Here is a 22,494-nt window from a genome sequence, read left to right as displayed (position 1 = left end):
GCTCTTCGTGGAGGCGGACGCCGAACGTCCGGCTCCCATCAACCCCGCGCCTACCGCACGTGCGCCAGGAACTCGGAGACGCGCAGCGCCCACGCCTCCGCGGAGTCCAGCTCCGAGCGCGCATCGGCGTAGCGGTCGAACGACGCCTCCGAACCGTCGCGCGCGAAGAGGGCCGCGTTGAAGTCCTTCTGCGCCGTGGTGAGCCACTGGCTCGCGCGCATGCGCAACCAGCCCGCGACCTGCGGCGTGGGCTCGACCTGATTCAAATCCAACGAAGTGGGGTGGAAGTCCACAGCCTCTCCATCCTTCTCAAACTCTGGCGTTCCGTGCATGGACCGGATGGTTGCCACGCCCCCGGGGATGAGCACCCGACCCGGATGGACGAGACAAATGTCGGTTCCGCACAGTTGCCAGTGCTGAAATCTTCGCTGGAGGACGGAACGTCAGACTGGCGGGCTGCGTCAGATGACGCCATCCCACCCGGTGTCATGGCGACGGAAGGCGTCGCGGATGGCGTGCACGGTGGGCTCGGGGAGGGGCCCCTGCTCCAGGGTGCGAGCGTTGGCGCGCAGGTTGTCCAGCCGCGTGGTGCCCACGATGCAGGTGGCCACGCCCGGCGCGAACGCGGTGAAGCGCAGCGCCAGCTCCGGCCAGTCCAGGCCGTCCGTCTGGAGGGCCATGCGCTGCATGCGGTCCCAGTACTCGCCCACGTCGTGCGCGAGGGGACGTCCCGGGAAGCGCCAGGGCGCGTTGGCCAGGGGCCGCTTGGCGATGACGCCCACGCCGCGCTCCTGGGCCCTGGCCACGCCGTGGTCCAGCGAGCGCTGGTCGAAGAGGTTCACGGACGTCTGCACCACGGCGAACGCGCCCGTCTCCAGCGCGGCGTCCAGCCCGGCGTTGTCACCCGAGTACGCGGCCGCGCGCACCTTGCCCGCCTCCACCGCGCGGGTGAGCGCTTCAATGAGCCCCGGCCGGTGCAGCACGTCCGGCGGACACGAGTGGAAGTGCAGCACGTCCAGCACGTCCGTGCGCAGGCGCTGGAGGGCCAGGTCCACGCCGCGCGTGATGCACTCGGGCGTCCAGTCCTCCACGCCGGGCACGCCGTAGCCGCACTTGGTGGACAGCACGAACTCACGGCGGCGCGCGCCGAGGAACCGGCCAATGCGCTCCTCGGACACGCCGTAGCTGGGCGCGGTGTCGATGAGGGTGATGCCCGCGTCCAGCACGCCGTTCAGCAGCGCCTCCGCGTCGCGGTCGCTCAGCGCCTCATTGCCCACGGGCCCCGCGCCGAAGCCGAGCGCGGACACCGTGAGGCCACTCTTGCCCAGGGGACGTTGAATCATCGGGTGGGGCCCTCGCCACGCGCCGCCAGGTCGATGAAGCCGCGGATCCAGATGAGGTTCACCGCGTCGCACGCGTCCTGCGTCGTGGGCGTGGTGGTCTCCAGCGCGGCGGCGTACGGCACGCCCTGGCGCATGTACCAGTCGGTGACGCTGCCGTCGTGGAAGAAGATGAGGCCGTGCTCGTCCGCGTAGGCGTTGTCGTCCACCTTGCGGCTCTTCACCACGGTGGCATGCGCGGCGGCGGCCTCCTGCAGCGGGCGATAGGCGGCCTTGTCCCCGAAGACGTACGCGTACGTGGCCACACCGCCCAGGTAGTTGTCCTGATGGATGTCGAGCGCCGCGTCCGGAGCCGGGAAGCGCGCCAGGTCCGTGCGCACCGCGCGCGTCTCCTTGGGGCCGCCGTCATACAGGGCCCAGCGGAGGATGGACGGGTCGCCCACGAGCTCACCGCGCCACTCACCGGGAGCGACCTCGTAGCGCATGAAGTCGTTGTTGGGCTTCTCGCCGCTGCGGTTGTAGCGGGTGCCGTCCTCGAAGCCGGAGGGGTTGATGCAGGGGTAGACGCGCAGGCCCACGCCCCTGGACTTCGCGTACGCGACGATGTCCGGCAGGTGCTTCGCGAGCGTCAGGGGCCCGGCGGGCTCCTCCCCATGGAAGCCGGACGTGATGACGAGCCAGCGGTCGCCCGGGACGATGAGGCGGAAGAGGGGATAGTCGCGCCCCCCTTCGTGTACCTGGCCGTATTCGGAGAGCTCACCCAGGGAAGCGTGGGAGCGGATGCGTCGAGCGTAGTCGGTGTAATCCACCGACCGACAATAACCGCGCGCGTCATCCCTGCCCACGAAGGTTCACGGCGCTACACGGAATGTGTCATTCGCCGCGCACCGTGGGAGGGCGTTACTTTGCGCCGGTGTGCTCGCGGAAGTCGCTGGCGAGCGTCTGGCGCTGGGCGGGCGTGAGCGTGCGGTGGACCTCGAGCACGGCATCCACGGCCTTGTGGGCGAAGGCGCGCGCGGCGTCGATGCGCGCATCCACCAGGGAGTGGAGCTTCGCCGCGTCGGGCGTGTCGGACGTCAGCTGCGTGACGGCCTCGGCGCGGGCGGCCTGCTGGCCCTCCATGAGGGACTGGCCTTCGTTGAGCAGGCGGTCCTTCACGGCGTGGATGGACGAGCGCTGGGCCTCGGTGGCGTTGAGGTCATCCAGCTTGTCGTCCAGCTTCCAGGTGACCATCTGATGGATGCGCTCCGGGTCGGGCGTGCCGCGGTGATGGCGGCCCCAGCCGAAACCGGTGAGCAGGGTGACGGCGACGACGGCGGTACCGGCGATGGCGAGCGTCTTCTTCATGGCGTGTGACTCCAGGCGTGGGGTGTCGTTTCCCGCTGCTTGACTGGAGCCAATATGGAAGCCGCTGGTTGCGTGGGTTTGAGCACGCGGTGAAGAAGTGTGAAGGCCTGGGGGCGAGCACGCAGCGCCGTCCACGCGGCAGGCACACGAGGGTGTTGGCGGTGCTGTCGTTGTGGCCGTTCTTGAAGAACCCGCGTCCCTGCGGACCGTTGAACACCACCACGCCCAGGCCCGCCGCCGCGGCGGTTCGCCTTGCGCATTGCGTGCGCCATGGGCCCGGGTCGCCACCACGCGCCCGTCTTCAATGACAGCAATGGCCAGTCCCTGCGCGCCGGTTGCGGTCATCGCTCGTGCCGCTTCCGCATCCATCGCGGCGATGTCCGGGACGGGCGGCGTCTCACGGACCCCTGGCGTGATGCGTCGCACCGGCGCCGCTCCTTCTTTTCCAGGGTGCTTTGCGTTTAGATGCCTTCCACGCCTCCAGAGACTCACGGTTCTTTCATGTCTCAGTGCCCTGACGAGAACGAGCTGCTGGACGGGGCGCGGGCGCGGCTGTCGGCGGAGGCGCAGGCCCGGCTGGAGTCGCACCTGGACGGGTGCGCCGCGTGCTGCGAGGTGCTGGCCGGCCTGGAGGGTGGGCGCTCCCTGTCCCTGCGCGACCCGCGGCGCGAAGCACCGCCGGAGCCGGAGGAGATGCCCCGGCCCGGTGCTCGCGTGGGCCGCTATGTGCTGCTGCGGCGCGTGGGAGAGGGCGGCATGGGCGCCGTGTTCGCCGCGCATGACCCGGACCTGGACCGCCAGGTGGCGCTCAAGCTGCTCAAGCCCGGCGTGGTGGCGGACGCGGAGGCTCGCGGGCGGCTGATGCGGGAGGCCCAGGCCCAGGCGCGGCTGTCCCATCCGAACGTCGTGACGGTGCATGACGTGGGCCTGGACGGCGACACGGTCTTCCTCGCCATGGAGCTGCTGCGCGGTGGGACGCTGCGCCGCTGGTTGGCGGAGGCACCACGGACCTGGCGCGAGGTGCTGACGCGCTTCGTCCAGGCGGGGCGGGGTCTGGCCGCCGCGCACGCGGTGGGCCTCGTGCATCGAGACTTCAAACCGGACAACGTGCTGCTGGGCGAGGATGACCAGGTGCGCGTCGCCGACTTCGGCCTCGCTCGCGCCGGGCCCGTCCAGCCTGGCGCGCTGGATGCCCCCGCCGCCTCGGTCCCCGTCCGCGAGCCGCCACTTCTCGCGGGTGCGACGCCCACCGGCGCTACGCTGGGCACGCCCGCGTACATGTCCCCGGAGCAGTGGCGGGGCCAGCACGCGGATGCGCGCAGCGACCAGTTCAGCTTCTGCGTCGCGCTGTACGAGGCCCTCTTCGGCCAGCGGCCCTTCGCGGGGGACACGGCACTGGAGCGCGCGCGAGCGGTCTTCGAGGGCCGGGTGCTGCCACCGCCCCGGGACTCGCGGGTGCCCGTCGAGGTGAGGCAGGCGGTGCTGCGCGGCCTCGCCAGCAATCCCGCCCTTCGTCACCCTTCGCTGGACGCGCTGCTCGCACGGCTCGAGCCCGCTCCGCGCGCGTCACGCTGGCGCCTGGCCTCCTCGGCGCTGGCCCTGGGCGTGGTGATCAGCGCGGCCACGGGCCTTGTCGTCATGCGCGGCGGCGAGCAGCGGGTCTGCACCGGCTTCGAGTCCCGGCTCGCGGGCACCTGGGACGCGGCGCGGCGGGCGCGGCTGGAGCAGCGCTTCCGCCCGGGAACGCCCGGTGTGCCCGAGGCCACCTTCGCGTCCACCGTGCGCGCGCTGGATGCCTATGCCCAGGCGCTGGTGGCCCAGGAGCAGCGGTCCTGCGAGGACACGCGCGTGCGGCAGACCCAATCCGAGCGGCTGATGGACCTGCGCGCCGCATGTCTGGATGGCCGGCGCCAGGCCCTCCACGTCCTGGTGGAGCTGCTCGAGGGCGGGGAGCGCGAGGCGCTGCTGCGGGCCCCGGAGGCGGCGCGGCGGCTTCCCTCGCTGGCCGCGTGCGCGGACCGGGCGGTGCTGGCCCGCGTGGATCCGCTGCCCGAAGCCCCGGAGACCCGCGCGAAGCTCGCGTCGCTCGTCCGTGAGCTGGACGGGCTGCGCGCGCAGGGCGCGGCCGGCTTCCACGCCCGGGCCCTGCCCCGGCTGGAAGAGGTGGTGGGCGCGCTGCGGGGGTTGGGACACCGCCCCACGCTCGCGCGGGCCCTGCTCCTGCTGGGCGAGCTGCGGGGCACCGACGGCGGCTTCACGGCGGCGCGCGAGGTGCTGGAGGAGGCCGTGCGGGTCGCGGAGGCCGGACACGACGACGAGACCGCCGCGCACGCCTGGAACCGCCTCCTCTACACGGAGGGCGAGGGGCTGGGCCTGGTGAAGGAGGCCCAGCGCACCGCGCGCATGGCGGAGGCCGCCCTGGCCCGGCTGGGACCCGAGGGCTCCGCGGAAGTGGCGTCGGAGCTGCACCGCTACCGCAGCGCCTTGAGCTACCGGCAGGGCGAGTTCGCGCGGGCCCTCGCCGACGCCGAGCAGGCCCTGGCGCTGCTGGAGCACGCGGAGGGCGCGCAGGACGAGGCGCTCGCGGAGTCCCTCACCGGCATGGGCCGGGCCCTCAACAGCCTGGGCCGCTACGCCGAGGCGGAGCGGCACTACGCCCGCGCCCTGACGTTGGTGGATGCCGTGTACGGGCAGGACCACCCGCTGCGCGCGGTGTACCTCAACAACCTGGCCACCGCGCTGCGGCTCCAGGGCCGGGTGGCGGAGGCTGTCGAGCGCTACCGCGAGGCGCTCGTGCTGGGAGAGCGTCACTACGGAGCGGATCACCCCACCACGTGCGTCATGCGCACGAACCTGGGCGACGCGCTCGCGCGGCAGGGCCGGTTGGAGGAGGCGCTGACGCACTACGAGCGCGCCCGGGCCAGCCTGGGCGGCGGCGGGGACGGGGAACGGCTGCGGCTGGCGGCCGTGCTGCTGAGCCTGGGCAACGCGCGCTCGGACCTGGGGCAGCTGCCGGAGGCGGAGGCCGTCTACCGCGAGGCGCTCGCGCTCCAACTGGCGCAGCTGGGCCCGCGGCATCCGGACGTGGCCCTGTCACGCAACAACCTGGGGTCGGTGGCGCTCGACGCGGACCGCCTGCGTGAAGCGCGCGAGCACTTCGAGGCGGCGCGTGAGCTGTGGGAGGCCGCGCTGGGCCCGGAGCACCCGAAGGTGGCGAGCGCCCTGTACAACCTGGGCAACGTGGCGCTGCGCATGGGCCGGGTGCGCCCGGCCATTGCCTACCTGCGGCGGGCGCTGGCGGTGCGCGAGGCGGCACTCGGTGCGGAGCACCCCCGCGTGGTGCCGACGCTGGGGCTGCTGGGCGAGGCGCTGTGGGACGCCGGCCAGCCACGCGAGGCCCGTGAGCTGTTGGAGCGGGCGGTGGCGCTGTCCACGCGAGTGGAGGTCTCCCCGCCGGACCATGCCCGCGCGCGCTTCGCGCTCGCCCGTGTCCTCTGGCCGACGCGCGCCGAGCAGCCCCGGGCGCTCGCCCTGGCGCGCGAGGCGCTGGAAGCCTATTCGCGCAGCTCGCCCATCAATGCGCCCCGCGTGCGCGAGGTGCGGGCCTGGCTGTCCGCTCACGGCCCTTCGTGAGCCGGGCGCGCGTGTCCCCGCCCGCGTGGGCGGGCCTGTCGCTGGAGGTGGGCCATGCCGTCCGAACAGACCGAGTTCTTCCTCTCGCGGGCTCCCCGCGCGCTCGTCCCGGCGCTGCGCTCGCACCCCGGGCTGGAGCAGGTGCTCCAGGAACTGGTACGGGCCGCGCGCGAGGCCTGGCCGGAAGTGGGCCTGGAGGTGGAGGCCTTCCTCGCGCACGCGGCGGAGCGGCTGCCTGCCACGGGTGACGCCGGTGCCGTGCTCGCGAGCCTGTGCGCGGAGGACCTCGCCCTGGCGTTCACCTGCACGCGAGGGAACGCGCGGGCCCTCCAGACGTTCGACGCGCACGTCCTGTCGCAGGTGGGGACGTGGCTGCCGGGCGAGGCGCCGTCACAGGTGGATGAGCTGCGGCAGTTGCTGCGTCAGCGGCTGCTCGTCCCGGTGGGCGGGGCCCCGCCGAAGCTGGCCTCCTATTCCGGGCGTGCCCCGCTGGCGCAGTGGGTGCGGGCGGTGGCGCTGCGGCTCCACATTGATCAGCAGCGCGCCGCGCCCCGCGAGCAGCCGGTGGGCGAGCGGCTGCCGGGGCTGGCGGAGCGGTTGGGCGCGGACCCCGAGCTGGCCTTCATCCGCGAACGGCACCAGGAGGACTTCCGCGGGGCCTTCCGCGCGGCGCTGGGCCGGCTGGACACGCGGGAGCGCAACCTGCTGCGGCTGCACCACGTGCATGGCCTGTCCATGGACGCGATGGCGGCCACCACGCAGGCGCCGCGCTCCACGGTGGCGCGCTGGATTGCCCGCGCCCGCGAGCGGCTGCTGGCCCTCACCCGCGAGGAGCTGACGGCGCGGCTGGGGCTCACCACGGATGAGCTGGACAGCCTGCTGCGCCTCGTGCGCAGCGAGCTGGACATCAGCCTGCGCCAGCTGCTGGCGGACTGACCCCCACTCCGGAATCCCGCGGCCGGGTGAGACGAAATTCTCAACTTCTCGTCCCTGGGGAAGAACAGTAACCGCGGGAAACACGGGATGTCGCGATGCGTCGAGGCGCGGGGCGTCGTGGGAGTCGTGTGTCCGGCGGTGCGCGTCACTCAAGGGAGGAAGCCCATGAAGCAGTGGACCCGATGGAGCACCGCCAAGTCCGCAGTCACCGCCCGTACCTGGGCCATGCCGTTGGCGTTGCTGGGCATGGTGGGGTGCACGAACGACGTCGCGGGGGATGAGGCCAGCGCCCCCGCTCCGCAGGACGCGCACGTGAAGGCGTGGGTGCCGGAGACGGCGGTGCCCGCTCCGGCGCACGCGGAAGGAACAGAGCACACGCTCCAGATGGACTGGGCCCTCCAGGAGAAGACGGTGGAGGACCTGACGGACCACTCGGCGCTGATCATCGACGGGAAGGTGGAGTCCACGCGCTACGACGTCCTGCGCACCTATGCGCGGTCGAAGACGGAAGGGGCGACCCCGGGTGAGCTGAGCGGCCTCTACACGGACCTGCCCGTCACCATCGCGACGGTGCGGGTTTCCAATATCGCGCGCACGTCGAGGGACCTGCGGAGCGCGTCGGGCGGTGTCGTCGCGCAGGGGGCCACCGTGGACGTGATGTATCCCGGCGGCCTGCTCGCCGACGGCTGCACGCTCGCGCCGGAGGACAGCCCGCTGCCGGCGGTGGGGGAGCAGGCGGTCCTCTTCCTCGCGCCGCAGGAGGGCGTCAAGCCGCTGGCCGCGCAATCCCTGACGGGCGTCTACGCCGTGACGGGAGGGCCGGTGGGGCGCGTCCTCGTGAAGGGGGGCTTCGTGCAGGGCCCGAGTTCGTCGCGTCACGCCACCGCGCTCAAGGAGCACCTGGGCGGCCCCGTTGACGCACTGCTCGCCCGGGTCGGCGCCCGCGCCCGGGCCGTCGAGTACGTGCGCCCCGAGGCGCGCGCGGTGCCCTCGGTGGAAGACGCGCCGAGCGGGCCGCGCGCCCAGAGCTGGTGCGGGGTTCCACTCTTTGGCTACAGGTGGTGCCGCTACCCCACGAACGTCACGTACACGGACTTCACGACCACGCGGTGGCCGGTCGGCGACGCGATGAACGCGTGGATGTACACGAGCATCTCGAACGGCCTGTACCTGCACTGGCGCGGCAGCGGTTCCTCCGACGTCATGGTCTATGAGAACTGGTACGGCAACAACGGCTGGCTTGCCTATACCTGGAACTACGCGTCGGGCGGCTGCATGACCGGCAGCGTCGTGAACATGAACAACACCTATCACGCGGGCGCGTACCACGCGAAGAGCGTCAGCGTGCATGAGATTGGCCACACGCTCGGCATCGCGCACCACTGGGATTGCAACTCGATCATGTACTCGAGCCCCACCGTCTGCGGGTCGGCCGTCACGTCCTGCGACGCCCAGGTGGCGGCGGAGCTGTACCGGTACTGACGCCGCGGCCTCGCGCGTGGACGGTGGTGCTCGCGTTCGTGCTCATGCTGATGACGCTCGTCGTCGGGAGCGTCATCGTGGTCAACGTCGCCCTGAGCGTTGCGTGCGCCATACATAGGCCCGGGTTGGCAGAAGGCGTGGCACAGCCGCTGACAAGCAACACACCCAGGCCCCAGGCCCCAGGTCCGCGGTGCTTTCCGCAATCGGCTCTCCTCCAGCACGCATCACCCGCGAAGCAGGAAACGTACTTCATGGTTTCGCGTGGAGGAGGACTTCCGTCCGGAGAACACCCACTTGCAGGCGTATCGCGCGGCAGGAGAGCTTCTTCCGGACGCCCTGGAAGCGCCATCCCCCGGAAGAGGTAAAGACAGTCAACGTCCGTCTGGACATCGTGCGCCCCGAACACCGACCCTTGGGGGCATCGCACAGGCATGAAGATTCATCGGATGTTGGCAGTGGTCGCGGGGATGTTGCTGGCGGGTTGCGGTGGCGGTGACGACCCGGGGGAGGACAATAAGCCCCCGGTGACGTGCTCCGCGGCGAACTGCACGGGCTGCTGTTTCAACAACACCTGCCAGACGGGGAACACCGCCTCCGCGTGTGGCAAGGCCGGGGCCGCGTGCATGGCTTGCAACGCGGCCCAGGTCTGCAAGACGGATCAGACGTGCGGTGCGGATCCGGCGGGTGTCTGGTTCGTCCAGCCCACGTCCGCTCAAATCACGGCCAGCAACAACGGCACGGCCTGGGATGCGGATGGCTCCGCGCCGGATGTCTTCGTGGAGATGCAGTGTCCGGGGGCGACTGCGTCCTCCGTCACCCCGGAAGTGGAGAGCTACACGCCCGCTTGGACTTCGGGCGGCTGCACCGCCACGGCGGGTCGTCTGCTCACGGAGCCCTGGGCCTTCCGCGTCTGGGACAGTGATGTCAGCGTCAATGACACCATCACCGGCGTCCTCCTGTATCAGTTCAAGGAGGCGGACCTCTCCGCGGGCCGTGTCACGCTCCAGGCTTCGGGGGGAATGATGTCCATCACCCTCGGCGTGCGGAAGCAACCGTAGGGCGCGAACCGAGGCCTGCCCGGGCTGCCATGGCAGGCCATGGGTTCCCCTGTCGAGCCATCTTCCGGCGCCAGTCCTCCGGCACCCGAATCGCCACGCCCGCGCGTGTGGCCGGTGCTGGTCGCGTTCATCCTGCTGCTGCCGGCGATCTTCGTGATGACGCTCATCGTGGCCAACATCGCGATGGCGGTGGAGATGGCCCGCGCGGGAGTGGACCCTCAGGACAGCGAGGCCATTCGGGCCGTGACGGAGCAGCTCTGGCCGATGTCCTGGCTGCACGTGGCGGTCATCATGACGTCCAGCCTCCTGGTGATGCTCGCCGCGCTCCTGGGCGGATTCCTGTCGCCGAAGCCCCTGAAGGAACGGTTGCGCTTGGGGACGGGAACGGCATTGCCCTCGTGGGCCTGGGGCGCCGCGCTGGTGGGATGCTTCACGGTGGGGCAGGCCCTGGAGAGTCTGTCGGTGCTCGCAGGTGTATGGAATTACGCAGTGGCGCTGAAGAGTTTGTAGGCCACGAGTCAAGGCTCGGCTGCGACCTTCGCGGGGCTGGTGTTCGTGGGAGTGGTGACAGTTCTGCGGCGTCGGCGCTTGCTCTGTCTGTCCAAAAAGCTCGGAGCCGCCTTGCACCCGCAATCCAAGGCAACCTAGCGTTCGAGGTCGCAGTCCTTCTCCTTGGAGGCAATCGATGAGGAAGTTGCTCTTTGGCGTCGCGCTGGCGGTTCCCGCGTTGGTGGGCCTTGGAACGTCCGCATATGCCCCGAAGGCCGAGGCGGCTCCGGCGCAGAGTTGCGAGTGGGACTACTACGCGGATGCCACCTATTCGGAGATGGTGGGCAACGCAACCCAGACGTGCAGCGGACGGACGTACCTCACGGGCATCCGGACGCCGTACTCCCAGCTGGTGATCTGCTTCCCCTGTTGAGGAAGCGGTTCATGGCGGGTGCCGCGACCTTCAGTGCGAAGTGAGCAGCACCCGCCGCCGCAACTCGCGCAGGGCGTCCAGGTCGGGGGCCAGTCGTCGAACCTCCGCCATGGCCGCGTCCGCTGCCTTCAGCGCTGCACCCGCCAATCCCTCTCGGTACGTGTGCGCGGAGTAGCCCATCCACTGTTCCCAACGCGAATAGAGCTCCACGGGCCAGTCGGCGAGGTGGACTACCACGTAGTAGGGCGTGGCTTCGGGCTTCGCGGGGCCGCAGCGCAGGAGCCATAGATGCGCCTCCGCCAGGAGGACGCCGTTGCCTTGTTTGGCTTCAGCTCTCCAGAGATCAAAATAGCCGCGCGAGAACCGCTCCCTGTGCGGCCAGTGCGCCAGACATTCGAGGTGCAGCGGCGCGTCGCAGTAGGGCCAGAGCTCATCCCCTTCATCGAAGAACGCGCCGGAAGTCGCGGTGTACGGCTTCGACAAGTCGGTGCTGCCGCAGATGGGGCAGCTTGTAAGTCCTTCCAGGATGATGGCCATGGCATGACACCCTACTCAGGGACCCACGGCGCCGCGAGCTTCACCCGTCCCATCCGGCAGCTCCGCAGCAAGCTTCGCCCTCAATGAGGCCACGACGTTCGGATGGTCTCCCGACACGTCCCGAAGCTCCGAAGGATCCGACACCGTATCGAACAGCTGCACCCGCACCCCATCCGGCGTGGGCAGCTCCAACAGCTTCCAGCGCCCCAGATACACCCCGCGGTGACGCGACCGTCGCACCGGTCCCTCCCACTCCGGCTTCAGCGCGATCTCCCCCGTGTCTCCCTCCACCATCGCAATCTCATAGAGCCACGGATACGGCATGCGCACCGTCTGGTACGGCTGACCATCCCGGTCGCTGAACCACACATCCGTCTCAATCAACGCGGGCACGTCCGGTAACGCCTTGGGCTCTGGCCCCGGCCGCACGAGCGACGCCAACGAGCGTCCCCGGAACGACTCCGGCGCGGGCACGCCCAGCAAATCCAGCACCGTCGGCGCCACGTCCAGCGACCGCGCCCGCTGCGTCACCTCGCGCCCTGACGCCACCTGCCCGGGCAGCCGCACCACGAACGGGATGCGCAAACCCGCGCTGCCCCACAGATGGTCGCCGTGCCCCTGGCCCAGTCCCTCGTCCTCCAGGTGCTCACCATGGTCCGACAACAGCACCACCAGCGTGTCGTCCCATCGGCCCCGCCGCTCCAGGTCCGCGCGCACGTTGCCCACCAGCCCATCGAACGTGCGCACCGCCGCGTCGTAGTTCGCTCCCAGCGCCGCGACGTCCTCCGGCGTGGTCGCGGGCGCGTTCGGATCCACCTCCATCCTCGGCGTCGCCCCGAAGCGCCAGGGCCCCCGGTAGCCGTGCTCCACGTACTGCCCCTCCTGCGGCCACGGCGCCGCGTAAGGGAAGTGCGTGGAGGACGCGAACACCACCAGCGCGAACGGCGCGTCCTCCGGCATCCCGTCCAGCACGCGCCGCACCCGCGTGCGCAGCGGGGCAGGGTCCGTCAACTCCGGGAACTCGCCTCGCTCCTTGAACAGCCCCGGCGCCAGCGCTGTCCACGGCAGCAGTGCCACATGCGTGATCAACATTCGCTGCCGCACCAGGTCCGGGAAGCGGAAGTCCGGCGCGGACGTCACCTGGAAGCCGTACGGGAACCGCGAGAAATGATCCCCCGCGTAGTCCGCCACCACCGCCGTGCGGTAGCCCTGCGCCTCCAGCGCCGTCGCCAGCGTGGTGAGCTTCGCCTCGCGCGCCTCGCGCCCCACCAGCGTGTGCACCACCGGGTGTTCGCCCGCGTACTGCGACGTGAGCAGCGTCGTCCACGACGGCGCCGTGCGCGGCACCTGCACCACCGTCTCCCGGAAGCGCGTTCCCTCCTCCATCAGCCGGTCGATGTTCGGCGACGTGGACCGCGAATAGCCATTGCCCGACAGGTGGTCCGGCCTCAGCCCGTCCGACGCCAGGATGAGCAGGTTCGGTTTCGCGCGCCCCGCCGGCTCCGGCTCTGACGGGTTCCACGCCAGCTCCAGCCCCGTGAAGCCCGCCACCGCCGCCGCGGCCGTCATGCCCCCCAGCACGCCGCGCCAGCGCGGGGACTCCGCAAGCCACCGCGCCACCACCGCCAGCACGCTCAACACCGGCAGCACCAGCGCCGCGAACACCCAGCCCGACGGCTGCGTGCCGCTCAACCCCCGCAGCACCGCCGCCGTCACCTCCGAGCGCGCATACAGCGTCGCCGCGTACAGGTGCGGATGCCGCGCCATGTCCCCCGCGACGAGGAACGCCTCCACCACCAGGCACCCCAGGCCGCTCAGCCAGAACACCGCGCGCCGGCTCCGCCCCGCCGCCCACAGCCCGGCTCCCAGGAGCGCCCCCAGCACCAGCCCCACCACGCAGTACGCGCCAATCAGCCGCGCCACCTGCCACAGCACCACGCCCCGCCACGTGTTCCACACGTACTCCGTGACGATGCCGCTCTCATTCCCCTGGTAACCCAGTTGCATGTTCAGCAGGGCACAGAGCGTGTAGAGCACCAGGAAGACGAGCAGGCCCGCCCGGCAGCCCAGCAGGAGGGCGCAAGCGAGCGTCGGCGGTGTGCGGGCGAAGGTGGGCATCCTGGGGCAGCGTGGTCACGAATCCCACGGCGGTCACCCCATGCCGGAAGGGAGTGCCCACGCCCGGACGGACGGGGGGCCGGAATTCCGCTCCGGGTGTTTCCCAGGCCGGTTTTCCGGGCCCCGCACGCGAGCGTCCTGCTTCTTTCCCACAGCCCCGTCACTGGACTGGCGAGCAGGGGTTGCGGGCTCTAGTGTTCAGGCGCCTCTTTCTTCACCGGGAGCCGGAACGCCCATGTCCTTTACCCACCTTCACCTCCACACCCTCTATTCGCTGCTGGATGGGGCCATCCGGATGAAGGACCTCATCAAGACGGTGAAGGAGAAGGGCATGTCGAGCGTGGCCGTGACGGACCACGGCAACATGTTCGGCACCATCGACTTCTACAAGAAGGCGAAGGACGCCGGCATCAAGCCCATCCTCGGCCTGGAGGCCTACGTCGCGGGCCCCAAGGGGCGCGAGGACCGCTCCGAGAAGGTGGCCCACCACCTCATCCTCCTGGCCAAGAACGCGGAGGGCTACGCGAACCTGCGCTACCTGTCCTCCACCGCGTACATGAACGGGTTCTACTACCACCCGCGCATCGACAAGCAGGTGCTCGCGGAGCACAGCAAGGGCCTCGTCGGCCTCACCGCGTGCCTGGGCGGTGAAGTCACCAGCGCCTGCTTCCGCGGCGACATGGACCACGCCCGCCGCGTGGCCGCCGAATACAAGGGCATCTTCGAGCCCGACAGCTTCTACCTGGAGGTCCAGTCCAACGGCATGGCCGAGCAGGACAAGGCCAACGAGAACCTGAAGCAGCTGTCGCGCGACCTGGACATCCCGCTCGTCGCCACCGCGGACGCGCACTACATCAAGCGCGAGGACGCCAAGGCGCACGAGCTGCTCATGTGCATCGCCAGCGGCAAGACGCTGGCGGACAACAAGCGCCTGCGCCACTCCACGGACAAGCTCTACGTCACGAGCCCGGAGGAGATGCTGGGCTTCTTCGCCGACTCGCCGGAGGCCGTGCACAACTCCATGCGCATCGCGGAGATGTGCAACGTGGAGCTGAAGCTGGGCAAGCCCATGCTCCCCACGTTCAAGGTGCCGGACGGCCACACGCCGGACACCTTCATGTCGGAGCTGGCCTACGAGGGACTGCGCCAGCGCTTCAAGGAGCTGGAGGGCCAGTACCCCATCGACCGCGAGCAGTACCAGGCGCGCCTCACGCTGGAGCTGGGCGTCATCCAGCGCATGGGCTTTTCCGGCTACTTCCTCATCGTCCAGGACTTCATCAACTGGGCCAAGGACCACAACATCCCGGTGGGCCCGGGCCGCGGCTCCGGCGCGGGTTCGCTGGTCGCCTACGCGCTGCGCATCACCGACCTGGACCCCATCCCGTACAACCTCCTCTTCGAGCGCTTCCTCAACCCGGAGCGCGTGTCGATGCCGGACTTCGATATCGACTTCTGCCAGGACCGGCGCGACGAGGTCATCAAGTACGTGGGCCGCAAGTACGGCGAGATGAACGTGGGGCAGATCATCACGTTCGGCTCGCTCAAGGCCAAGAGCGTGCTGCGCGACGTGTGCCGCGTCTTCGGCCTGCCCTTCAGCGAAGGCGACCGCATCGCCAAGCTGGTGCCGGAGGTCCTCAACATCACCTTGAAGGAGGCCATCGAGATGGAGCCTCGCCTCAAGGAGATGATCGAAAAACCCCAGAACATCGGCGAGGTGGAGGGCAACCCCGTCACCACCAAGGACGTGCTGGAGATTGCGCTCGCGCTGGAGGGCCTGCACCGCCAGCCCGGCATGCACGCCGCGGGCGTGGTCATCGCGGACAAGCCGCTCTGGGAGTTCGTGCCCGTCTACCAGCCGCCGGGTGAGAAGATCCTCATCACCCAGTTCGCCAAGGACGAGGTGGAGGCCGCGGGCCTGGTGAAGTTCGACTTCCTGGGCCTGAAGACGCTCACCGTCATCCAGCACGCGCTGGACCTGGTGAACCGCAACCACGGCAAGGACATCAAGCGGCACGAAATCCCGCTGCACGACGAGAAGATGTGGCAGCTGATGGCGGAGGGCGACACCGCCGGCGTCTTCCAGATGGAGTCCAGCGGCTTCACCGAAATGGTGATGAAGCTCAAGCCCACGTGCTTCGAAGACGTCATCGCCGCGGGCGCGCTCTACCGCCCGGGTCCGCTGGACTCCGGCATGGTGGACGTCTTCATCAACCGCAAGCACGGCCGGGAGAAGGTGGCCTACCCGCACCCGAAGCTGGAGCCGGTGCTCAAGGACACCTACGGCGTCATCGTCTACCAGGAACAGGTGATGCAGATCTCCCAGGTGCTGGGAGGCTACACCCTGGGCCGCGCCGACCTTCTTCGCCGCGCCATGGGCAAGAAGAAGGCGGAGGTCATGCAGGCCGAGCGCGCCGGCTTCCTGGAGGGCTGCAAGGCCAACAACGTGGACCTGAAGGTCGCGGGCGAAATCTTCGACCTGATGGAGAAGTTCGCCGAGTACGGCTTCAACAAGAGCCACTCCGCGGCGTACGGCCTGGTCACCATCCACACGGCGTGGCTCAAGGCCCACTACCCGTGCGAATTCATGGCCGCCCTTCTCACCAGCGAGAAGGACAACACCGACAAGGTGGTGAAGCACATTGGCGAGGCCCGCGAGTCGGGCACGCAGGTGCTGCCCCCGGACGTGAACCAGTCCGACATGGCCTTCGGCGCGGTGGACGGGAAGATCCGCTTCGGCCTGGGCGCCATCAAGGGCGTGGGCGAGGGCGCCATCGAGTCCATCCTGGAGGCGCGCAAGGACGGCCCCTTCAAGAGCCTCTTCGACTTCTGCGAGCGCGTGGACGGCCGCCGCGTCAACCGCAAGGTGATGGAAGCGCTGGTGAAGGCCGGCGCCTTCGACTTCGAGAAGCGCCCCCGCGCGCAGCTCTTTGAAACCATCGAGCGCGCGATGAACCGCGGCTCCTCCAGCCAGAAGGACCGCGCGGCGGGCCAGAGCTCGCTGTTCGGCATGCTCGCGGGCCCGGAGTCCTCCGGCGCGGGCCTCAAGGACGACTACGCCCAGGTGGAGGAGTGGCCGGAGAAGGAGCGCCTGGCCTTCGAGAAGGAGTCCATCGGCTTCTACGTGTCCGGCCACCCGCTGTACCAGTACGAGAAGGAGCTCAAGCGCTACGCGCGCCCCATCACCGCCGTGCAGCGCGCGCGCCGCGACGAGAAGCTCACCGTGGCGGGCATCATCACCGTGCTGCGCGAGCGCCCCACCAAGACGGGCAAGCGCATGGCGTGGGTCACCATCGAGGATTTGTCCGGCTCCACGGAGCTGGTGTGCTTCCCGGGCAAGGACGGCACGCGCAACGTGATGGGCAAGGACGGCAAGTGGTCCAAGCAGGGCCCCAAGCCGGGCTACGAGCACTGGGAGCACCTGCTCAAGTCGGATGACCCCATCCTCGTCACCGGCACCGTGCAGATTTCCCAGCGCGACGAGAACACGCCCACCGCGGAGCTCATCGTCGAGGACATCCAGAGCCTCAAGGCCGTGCGTGAGAAGCGCACCAAGCGCCTGGAGCTGCGGCTGCCCGCGGAGATCGTCACCGAGGAGCGGCTGGCGAAGCTCAACGAGCTGGCGAAGAAGTACGCGGGCGCGACGCCGGTGGCGGTGAGCGTGCTGTTCCCCGGGGAAGCGGAGGCGCACATCTCCGGCACCACCCTCAAGGTGCAGGTGAACGACGATTTGCTCCTCGCCGTGGACCGCCTCTTCGGGCAGAAGGTCGTGGAGTTCGGCTGATTTCGAAAGGAAGCGACTCCATGGCGGACAGCGTGTTCAAGGACGGGCTGCTCAAGGGCAAGACGGCGTTCGTCTCCGGCGGCAGCAGCGGCATCAACCTCGGGATCGCCACCGCGTTCGTGAAGGCGGGCGCGAAGGTGGCCATCAACGGCCGCAACGTGGAGAAGCTGGAGGGCGCGGTGAAGGGCCTTACGGCCCACGGCACCGCCATGGGCGTGGCCGCCGACGTGCGCGACTACGCGTCCGTAGAGAAGGCCCTCCTGCAGGTGAAGGACGCGTACGGCGAAATCGACATCCTGGTGTGCGGCGCCGCCGGCAACTTCCCCGCGCCCGTGCTGGGCATGTCCTCCAACGGCTTCAAGGCGGTGATGGACATCGACGTGCTGGGCACCTTCAACGTGTCCCGCGCCGCCTTCGAGCTGCTGCGCAAGCCGGGCGCCGCCGTCATCAACATCTCCGCGCCCCAGGCCTACCTGCCCATGGCCATGCAGGCCCACGTGTGCGCCGCCAAGGCCGGCGTGGACATGCTCACCCGCGTGCTTGCCATTGAGTGGGGCGCCGCGGGCGTGCGCGTCAACGCCATCACCCCGGGCCCCATCGCGGGCACGGAGGGCATGAGCCGCCTGGCCCCGTCGGAAGAGGCCCGCACGAAACTCGCGGAAGCCCTGCCACTCCAGCGATTCGGAACCCCGGACGACATCGCCCGGCTGGCCCTGTTCCTGGCCTCGGACGCCGCGTCGTACATCACCGGCTCCATCATGGTCTGCGACGGGGGGCAGTCCCTCCTGGGCGGTGCCGCGGTGCTTCAAGCCATCAACGGCTGATCCAGTTGACGTGCAAAGTTCCGGTGCCACTTCGCGGGCACCGGGGGATGTCTGCTAGAAAGCACTGCAACCCCGCGTGAAGCGCTTGTCGCCGCGCGGGGTCTGCTCGCTGGACGGAGACATTCATGTCCCCACGGATCGCTGTGCTCGCCCGCTGTCTGGGGTTGGGCGTGCTGTGCCTAGGGCTGTCACTCGGCTGCAAGGATTCAGGAACCCCGCCGCAACCTCCGCCGGAAGTGGAGAGCGTGGTGGACGCCGCGGCCTCCACGGTGGCGGTGGACCGGCCCACGGGCGTGGTGGCGAACGGCGTCGACACGGCGGTCGTCACGGTGACGGCGCTGCGCAAGGGCGACAACTCGCGGCTGTCCGGGCGCGCCGTGTCCGTGACGGTGGAGGGCGCCTCCGTCCAGGAGAGCGCGCTCGTCACCGACATCAACGGTGAGGCGCGTGCCCACGTGCTGGCCACGGAGCCGGGCGTGAAGACGGTGAAGGCGTCCGTGAAGGACGACACCGGCAAGATGGTGGCGCTCAGCCAGACGGCCACCGTGGAGTTCGTGAACGTCAGCACCGTGAAGACGCTGGCGTTCCGCTCCGCGCTGCCGGACGCCGTGGCGGGCGAGCCGCTCAAGCTCCTGGTGGTGGAGGTGCGTGACGGCGCCGGGGCGGTGGTGACGGACAGCACGGCGGAGGTCACGCTGTCGCTGGGCTCCGGCGGCATCGTGTTCCCGGAAGGCCTGCTGACGGTGACGGCGGTGAACGGCGTCGCGACCTTCCCGGACGTGGTGCTGAACAAGGCAGGCGGGGGCTACCACTTCATCGCGAACGCGCCGGGCTTCGAGCCCGTGGCCAGCACCTTCTTCAAGGTGGTGCCGGGCCCGGTGAAGGGCCTGGGGTACGACCGCTTCCTGGATACGGTCACGGTGGGGGTGGCGGAGTCCCTGGAGGTCACGCTCGAGGACGCGCACTCCAACACGGTGACGGACTACACGGGCACGGTGACGCTGACGTCCACGGACGCGGCCGCGACGCTGCCCTCGCACACGTTCACCGCCGCGGACGCGGGCAGGTTCAAGTTCCAGGGCATCACCTTCCGCACGCCCGGCGAGCAGTTCCTGACCATCGCGGACAGCGCGGGGGCCTTCTCCTTTGAAATGCGGGTGATGGTGTCCGCCGCGGCGACCGCGTCGCTGGCGTTCACGCCGCAGCCGTCCAACGGCAACGCGGACTCGGCGCTTCCGGACGTGAAGGTGTCGCTGCTGGACGCGCGCGGCGACGTGGTCTCCACGGCCACGTCGGTGGTGACGCTGACCCTGACCGGCCAGCCGGACTTCACGGCGGTCCCGGTGGCGGCGGTGAATGGCGTGGCCACCTTCTCCGGCCTGCGTGTCACGACGGCCGGGACGTTCACGTTCACCGCCACGGTGGGGGCCCTGACGCGGGAGAGCCAGCCCTTCACGGTGGGCGCCGGCGCCGCGGCGAAGCTCGTGCTGGCGGCCTTCACGGATCCGGTCGACGCGGGCGACGAGAATGACGTGACGGTGACGGTGACGGATGCCTTTGGCAACCGCCGCCAGGACTACGCGGGCACGGTGCACTTCACGTCCTCGGACGCGCAGGCGGTGTTGCCGGCGGACGCGACCTTCGTCCCGGCGGACGCGGGCCAGAAGACCGTCTCCGGCCTCGTGTTCAAGACGGCGGGCGCGCGGACGCTCACCGCCACGGACGCAGCGACCCCGGCGCTCACGGCGACGGTGGACGTGGAGGTGCGCGCCAGCGCGGCCGCGTCCTTCGAGGTCATCGCGAGCACGAGCCCCGTCGCCGCGGGTCAGTCGCTGGGCTACGAGCTGGTGGCGCGTGACGCCTGGGGCAACGTGGCGAAGGATTACGCGTCCACGGTGACGTTCACCTCCACGGACACGCAGGCGGTGTTGCCCGGCGCGTACACGTTCACCCTGGTGGACGAGGGCCGGCACACCTTCAGCGTGACGCTGCGCACCGCCGGGGCGCAGGGGGTCACCGCGGAGGACGTGGCGGACCCCGCGCTCACGGCCACGCACACCTTCACTGTTGGCGCGGCGGCCGCGAACCACCTGGCCTTCGTCTCCGCGCCCACCACGGGCCCGGTGCGGCAGGACCTGGCGGACATCGAGGTCGCGGTGCAGGACGCCTTTGGCAACACCGTCACCGGCGCCTCGGTGGACGTGCAGCTGGCGCTGGCGGGCGGCTCCTTCGCGCAGGGCATCCCCACGCGCTCCACGGTGGACGGCGTGGCCACCTTCAGCGGCCTCAGCGTGAATGATGAAGGCACGTACCAGCTCCAGGCGAGCGCGGACGGCTTCCAGGCAGTCACGTCCGGGGACCTCGCCATCTCCGACACGCAGGCGCCGGCCGCCGCGGCGGGCTTCAGCGCGACGGCGGTGGACGGTGCCAGCATCCGGCTGGACTGGCAGGCGCCGGGCGATGATGGCGCCCTGGGCACGGCCGCGCAGTACGAGCTGCGCTACGCCACGTCCGCCCTCGACGACGCCACCTTCGGCTCGGCCACGCTCGTGACGGGCGTGGGCGCGCCCCAGACGGCGGGCACGGCGGAGTCCTTCACCGTCAGCGGCCTGACGGCGGGCACGACGTACTTCTTCGCGCTGAAGACGTTCGACGCGGCGGGCAACGCCAGCGTGCTGGCCACCGCGAGCGCCGCGACCACCGACCCCTGCAGCGGCTACGTGTGCACGCCGCCCGCGCCCCAGTGCGCGGAGGACGGCTACTCGCGCGAGGTCTACGCGTCGGTGTGCGTGGTGCAGAACGGCGCGCCGGCCTGCGTGGACGGCGACACGACGCTGGAGACCTGCACCGGCGCGGACGCGGTCTGCTACGCGGGCGCGTGCACCACCGCGCCGCACCCGGGCGCGGGCGAGCTGGTCATCTCGGAGGTGATGCACTCGCCCTCCGCGGGCACCACCGAGTACCTGGAGCTGACCAACACCACGTCGCACCTGCTGGACGCGCAGGGCCTGTCGGTGACCCTGGTGAACAGCGTGGGGACGGAGACGACCTTCACGGTGAACCACAACCCCACGCTGCTGGTGCCCCCTGGCGGCCGGACGGTGCTGGCGCAGGACGCGAACTTCACGCGCAACGGTGGCGTGGCGGCGAACACCGACTACGGCATCGACAAGTTCATGGACAGCACCGGCTCCATCACGCTCAAGCAGGGCACGGTGACGGTGGACAGCCTCACGTACACCAATGCGTTCCCGCAGGCGACGGGCCGGGCCATGAGCCTCGCGTCCAGCATCATCGGGACGAAGGGCAGCAGCCAGGCCTGGTACTGGTGTGAGTCCTCCGGCAGCCTGGATGGTGGAGACCGGGGCACGCCGGGGCAGCTCAACGACGACTGCGGCCTGAACGTGGAGAAGCCGCTCAACTGGTGCGCCATCCAGTACCCGAAGACGTTCCCGTCCCCGGACAACACCTACCCGGCGATCATCAACACCGGCGCCAGCTACGACATCTACAGCCAGTTCTACAGCCGCGACGTCACGCAGCGGAACACGACGGGCAACGACTTCTACCCGCTCATCGAGGCGCAGCTGGGCTACGGCACGGACGCCACCAACCCGGCGGGCTGGACGTGGACGGCGGCGGACTTCAACCCGGGCTTCACCACGCCGGGCTCGAACAACGACGAGATGAAGGCGGTCCTCCAGATCCCCACGGCCGGCACGTACAGCTACGGCTTCCGCTACCGGTTCGCGGGCGAGGAGTGGGTGTACTGCGACCAGTCCGGCAAGGTGGAGCCGTCCGCGGGCACCTACGGTTCCGTGACGGTGGTGAAGCCGCCGCTGACGAACCACGTGGTCATCAGTGAGTTCGCCTCGAAGGGCCCCGGCAGCAACCCGACCAACCCCAATCACAGCGACGAATTCATCGAGCTCTACAACCCGACGAACGCGCCGGTGACGCTGACGGGCTGGAAAATCCAATACAAGTCCGATACGGGCAATGCCTATTCGACCCTTGTCACGTTGGGCACGGTGAGCATCGCGGCCCATGGCTACTACCTCATCGCCAATACCGGCTATGTAGGCACGGTCGCCCCGAATGCGACCTATACGAGTGCGACCGCGCATACTGCGGGCCACATCCGGATCGGGCCCGGCGCGCTGACGACGGCTGTGAACGACACGGCCACCGTGGACAAGCTCGCCTGGGGAACCACCGCAACTTCACCAGAGGGCACCGCCCCCGCAGCCTTTGTCGCTGACGCTGCGGGCAGCCTGGAGCGCAAGGCTGTATCCACCTCCACCCCTGCATCCATGGATGCTGCCGATGCGCTGCGGGGCAACGGTCTGGACACGGACCAGAATGGGTCTGACTTCGTGATTCGCACGACGCGCAACCCGCAGAACGCGAGCAGTCCGCTCGAGTTCTACTGACGCCTCCGGCTCTTGATCGGTCCCAGGAAGGCCGCCTCCGGCATGCACGCCGGGGCGGCCTTCCGCCATTTCTAGCGCATCCC

At 70.0% G+C, this 22,494-nt stretch carries 15 protein-coding genes; 9 read left to right on the top strand and 6 right to left on the bottom strand.

What is annotated here, in order from left to right; translation table 11 throughout:
- Positions 1-50 precede the first annotated feature (50 nt).
- The 4 genes from D7X96_RS23595 to D7X96_RS23580 all read right to left on the bottom strand — a co-directional run bounded on the left by D7X96_RS23595 (position 51) and on the right by D7X96_RS23580 (position 2,687).
- Complete coding sequence (locus D7X96_RS23595; RefSeq protein WP_147468377.1) at positions 51-293, bottom strand: FruA-associating protein, FapA; 243 nt, start codon at positions 291-293, stop codon at positions 51-53.
- 168 nt (positions 294-461) lie between these two features.
- Positions 462-1,343: an aldo/keto reductase gene (locus tag D7X96_RS23590; RefSeq protein ID WP_120549448.1), complete on the bottom strand. Its 882-nt coding sequence runs from the start codon at positions 1,341-1,343 to the stop codon at positions 462-464.
- Positions 1,340-2,149, bottom strand: a complete 810-nt coding sequence (locus D7X96_RS23585) for a M14 family metallopeptidase (RefSeq protein ID WP_121770759.1) — start codon at positions 2,147-2,149, stop codon at positions 1,340-1,342. Before D7X96_RS23585 ends, D7X96_RS23590 begins: the two co-directional genes overlap by 4 nt.
- Before the next feature lie 91 nt (positions 2,150-2,240).
- Positions 2,241-2,687 carry a Spy/CpxP family protein refolding chaperone gene (locus tag D7X96_RS23580; RefSeq protein ID WP_121724258.1) on the bottom strand — a complete coding sequence of 149 codons (447 nt, stop codon included), beginning with the start codon at positions 2,685-2,687 and terminating at the stop codon, positions 2,241-2,243.
- A 501-nt stretch (positions 2,688-3,188) separates the two neighbouring features.
- Between D7X96_RS23580 and D7X96_RS23565 the strand changes: the two genes are divergently transcribed.
- From D7X96_RS23565 to D7X96_RS23540, 6 genes are all read left to right on the top strand, one after another.
- Entirely contained in the window at positions 3,189-6,320 is a 3,132-nt protein-coding gene (locus D7X96_RS23565; protein ID WP_158626620.1) for a tetratricopeptide repeat protein, read from the top strand.
- A gap of 54 nt (positions 6,321-6,374) precedes the next feature.
- Entirely contained in the window at positions 6,375-7,256 is an 882-nt protein-coding gene (locus D7X96_RS23560) for a sigma factor-like helix-turn-helix DNA-binding protein (protein WP_120549445.1), read from the top strand.
- 165 nt (positions 7,257-7,421) lie between these two features.
- Positions 7,422-8,738, top strand: coding sequence for a reprolysin-like metallopeptidase (locus D7X96_RS23555; RefSeq protein ID WP_121770757.1), 1,317 nt, complete (start codon positions 7,422-7,424; stop codon positions 8,736-8,738).
- Positions 8,739-9,184: 446 nt separating this feature from the next.
- The gene (locus D7X96_RS23550) at positions 9,185-9,796 is read left to right on the top strand and encodes a hypothetical protein (protein WP_120549443.1); all 612 of its coding nucleotides are present in this window, start codon (positions 9,185-9,187) and stop codon (positions 9,794-9,796) included.
- A 114-nt stretch (positions 9,797-9,910) separates the two neighbouring features.
- Complete coding sequence (locus tag D7X96_RS23545; RefSeq protein ID WP_147442790.1) at positions 9,911-10,306, top strand: hypothetical protein; 396 nt, start codon at positions 9,911-9,913, stop codon at positions 10,304-10,306.
- A 175-nt stretch (positions 10,307-10,481) separates the two neighbouring features.
- Positions 10,482-10,718 carry a DUF6289 family protein gene (locus D7X96_RS23540; protein ID WP_120549441.1) on the top strand — a complete coding sequence of 79 codons (237 nt, stop codon included), beginning with the start codon at positions 10,482-10,484 and terminating at the stop codon, positions 10,716-10,718.
- Positions 10,719-10,748: 30 nt separating this feature from the next.
- On the opposite strand, the gene D7X96_RS23535 is transcribed toward D7X96_RS23540, so the two are convergent.
- A complete protein-coding gene (locus tag D7X96_RS23535; RefSeq protein WP_121722591.1) occupies positions 10,749-11,255 on the bottom strand; it encodes a hypothetical protein in 507 nt (168 codons plus the stop codon).
- A gap of 15 nt (positions 11,256-11,270) precedes the next feature.
- A complete protein-coding gene (locus D7X96_RS23530; RefSeq protein WP_121770756.1) occupies positions 11,271-13,373 on the bottom strand; it encodes a sulfatase family protein in 2,103 nt (700 codons plus the stop codon).
- Between the two features lie 235 nt (positions 13,374-13,608).
- On the opposite strand from D7X96_RS23530, the gene dnaE reads away from it, so the two are divergent.
- From dnaE to D7X96_RS23515, 3 genes are all read left to right on the top strand, one after another.
- Positions 13,609-17,154 (top strand): DNA polymerase III subunit alpha, encoded by a 3,546-nt coding sequence (gene dnaE, locus D7X96_RS23525; RefSeq protein ID WP_120549438.1) that lies wholly within the window; start codon positions 13,609-13,611, stop codon positions 17,152-17,154.
- 20 nt (positions 17,155-17,174) lie between these two features.
- Positions 17,175-17,978: an SDR family oxidoreductase gene (locus tag D7X96_RS23520; RefSeq protein ID WP_120549437.1), complete on the top strand. Its 804-nt coding sequence runs from the start codon at positions 17,175-17,177 to the stop codon at positions 17,976-17,978.
- Between the two features lie 125 nt (positions 17,979-18,103).
- The gene (locus tag D7X96_RS23515; protein WP_147468376.1) at positions 18,104-22,411 is read left to right on the top strand and encodes a lamin tail domain-containing protein; all 4,308 of its coding nucleotides are present in this window, start codon (positions 18,104-18,106) and stop codon (positions 22,409-22,411) included.
- Positions 22,412-22,494 lie beyond the last annotated feature (83 nt).

It is taken from the genome of Corallococcus interemptor, from assembly GCF_003668875.1.
Lineage (GTDB): Bacteria > Myxococcota > Myxococcia > Myxococcales > Myxococcaceae > Corallococcus > Corallococcus interemptor.
The sequence above is the reverse complement of the archived record's forward strand: the minus strand, read 5'-3'. Positions and strand labels throughout refer to the sequence as shown.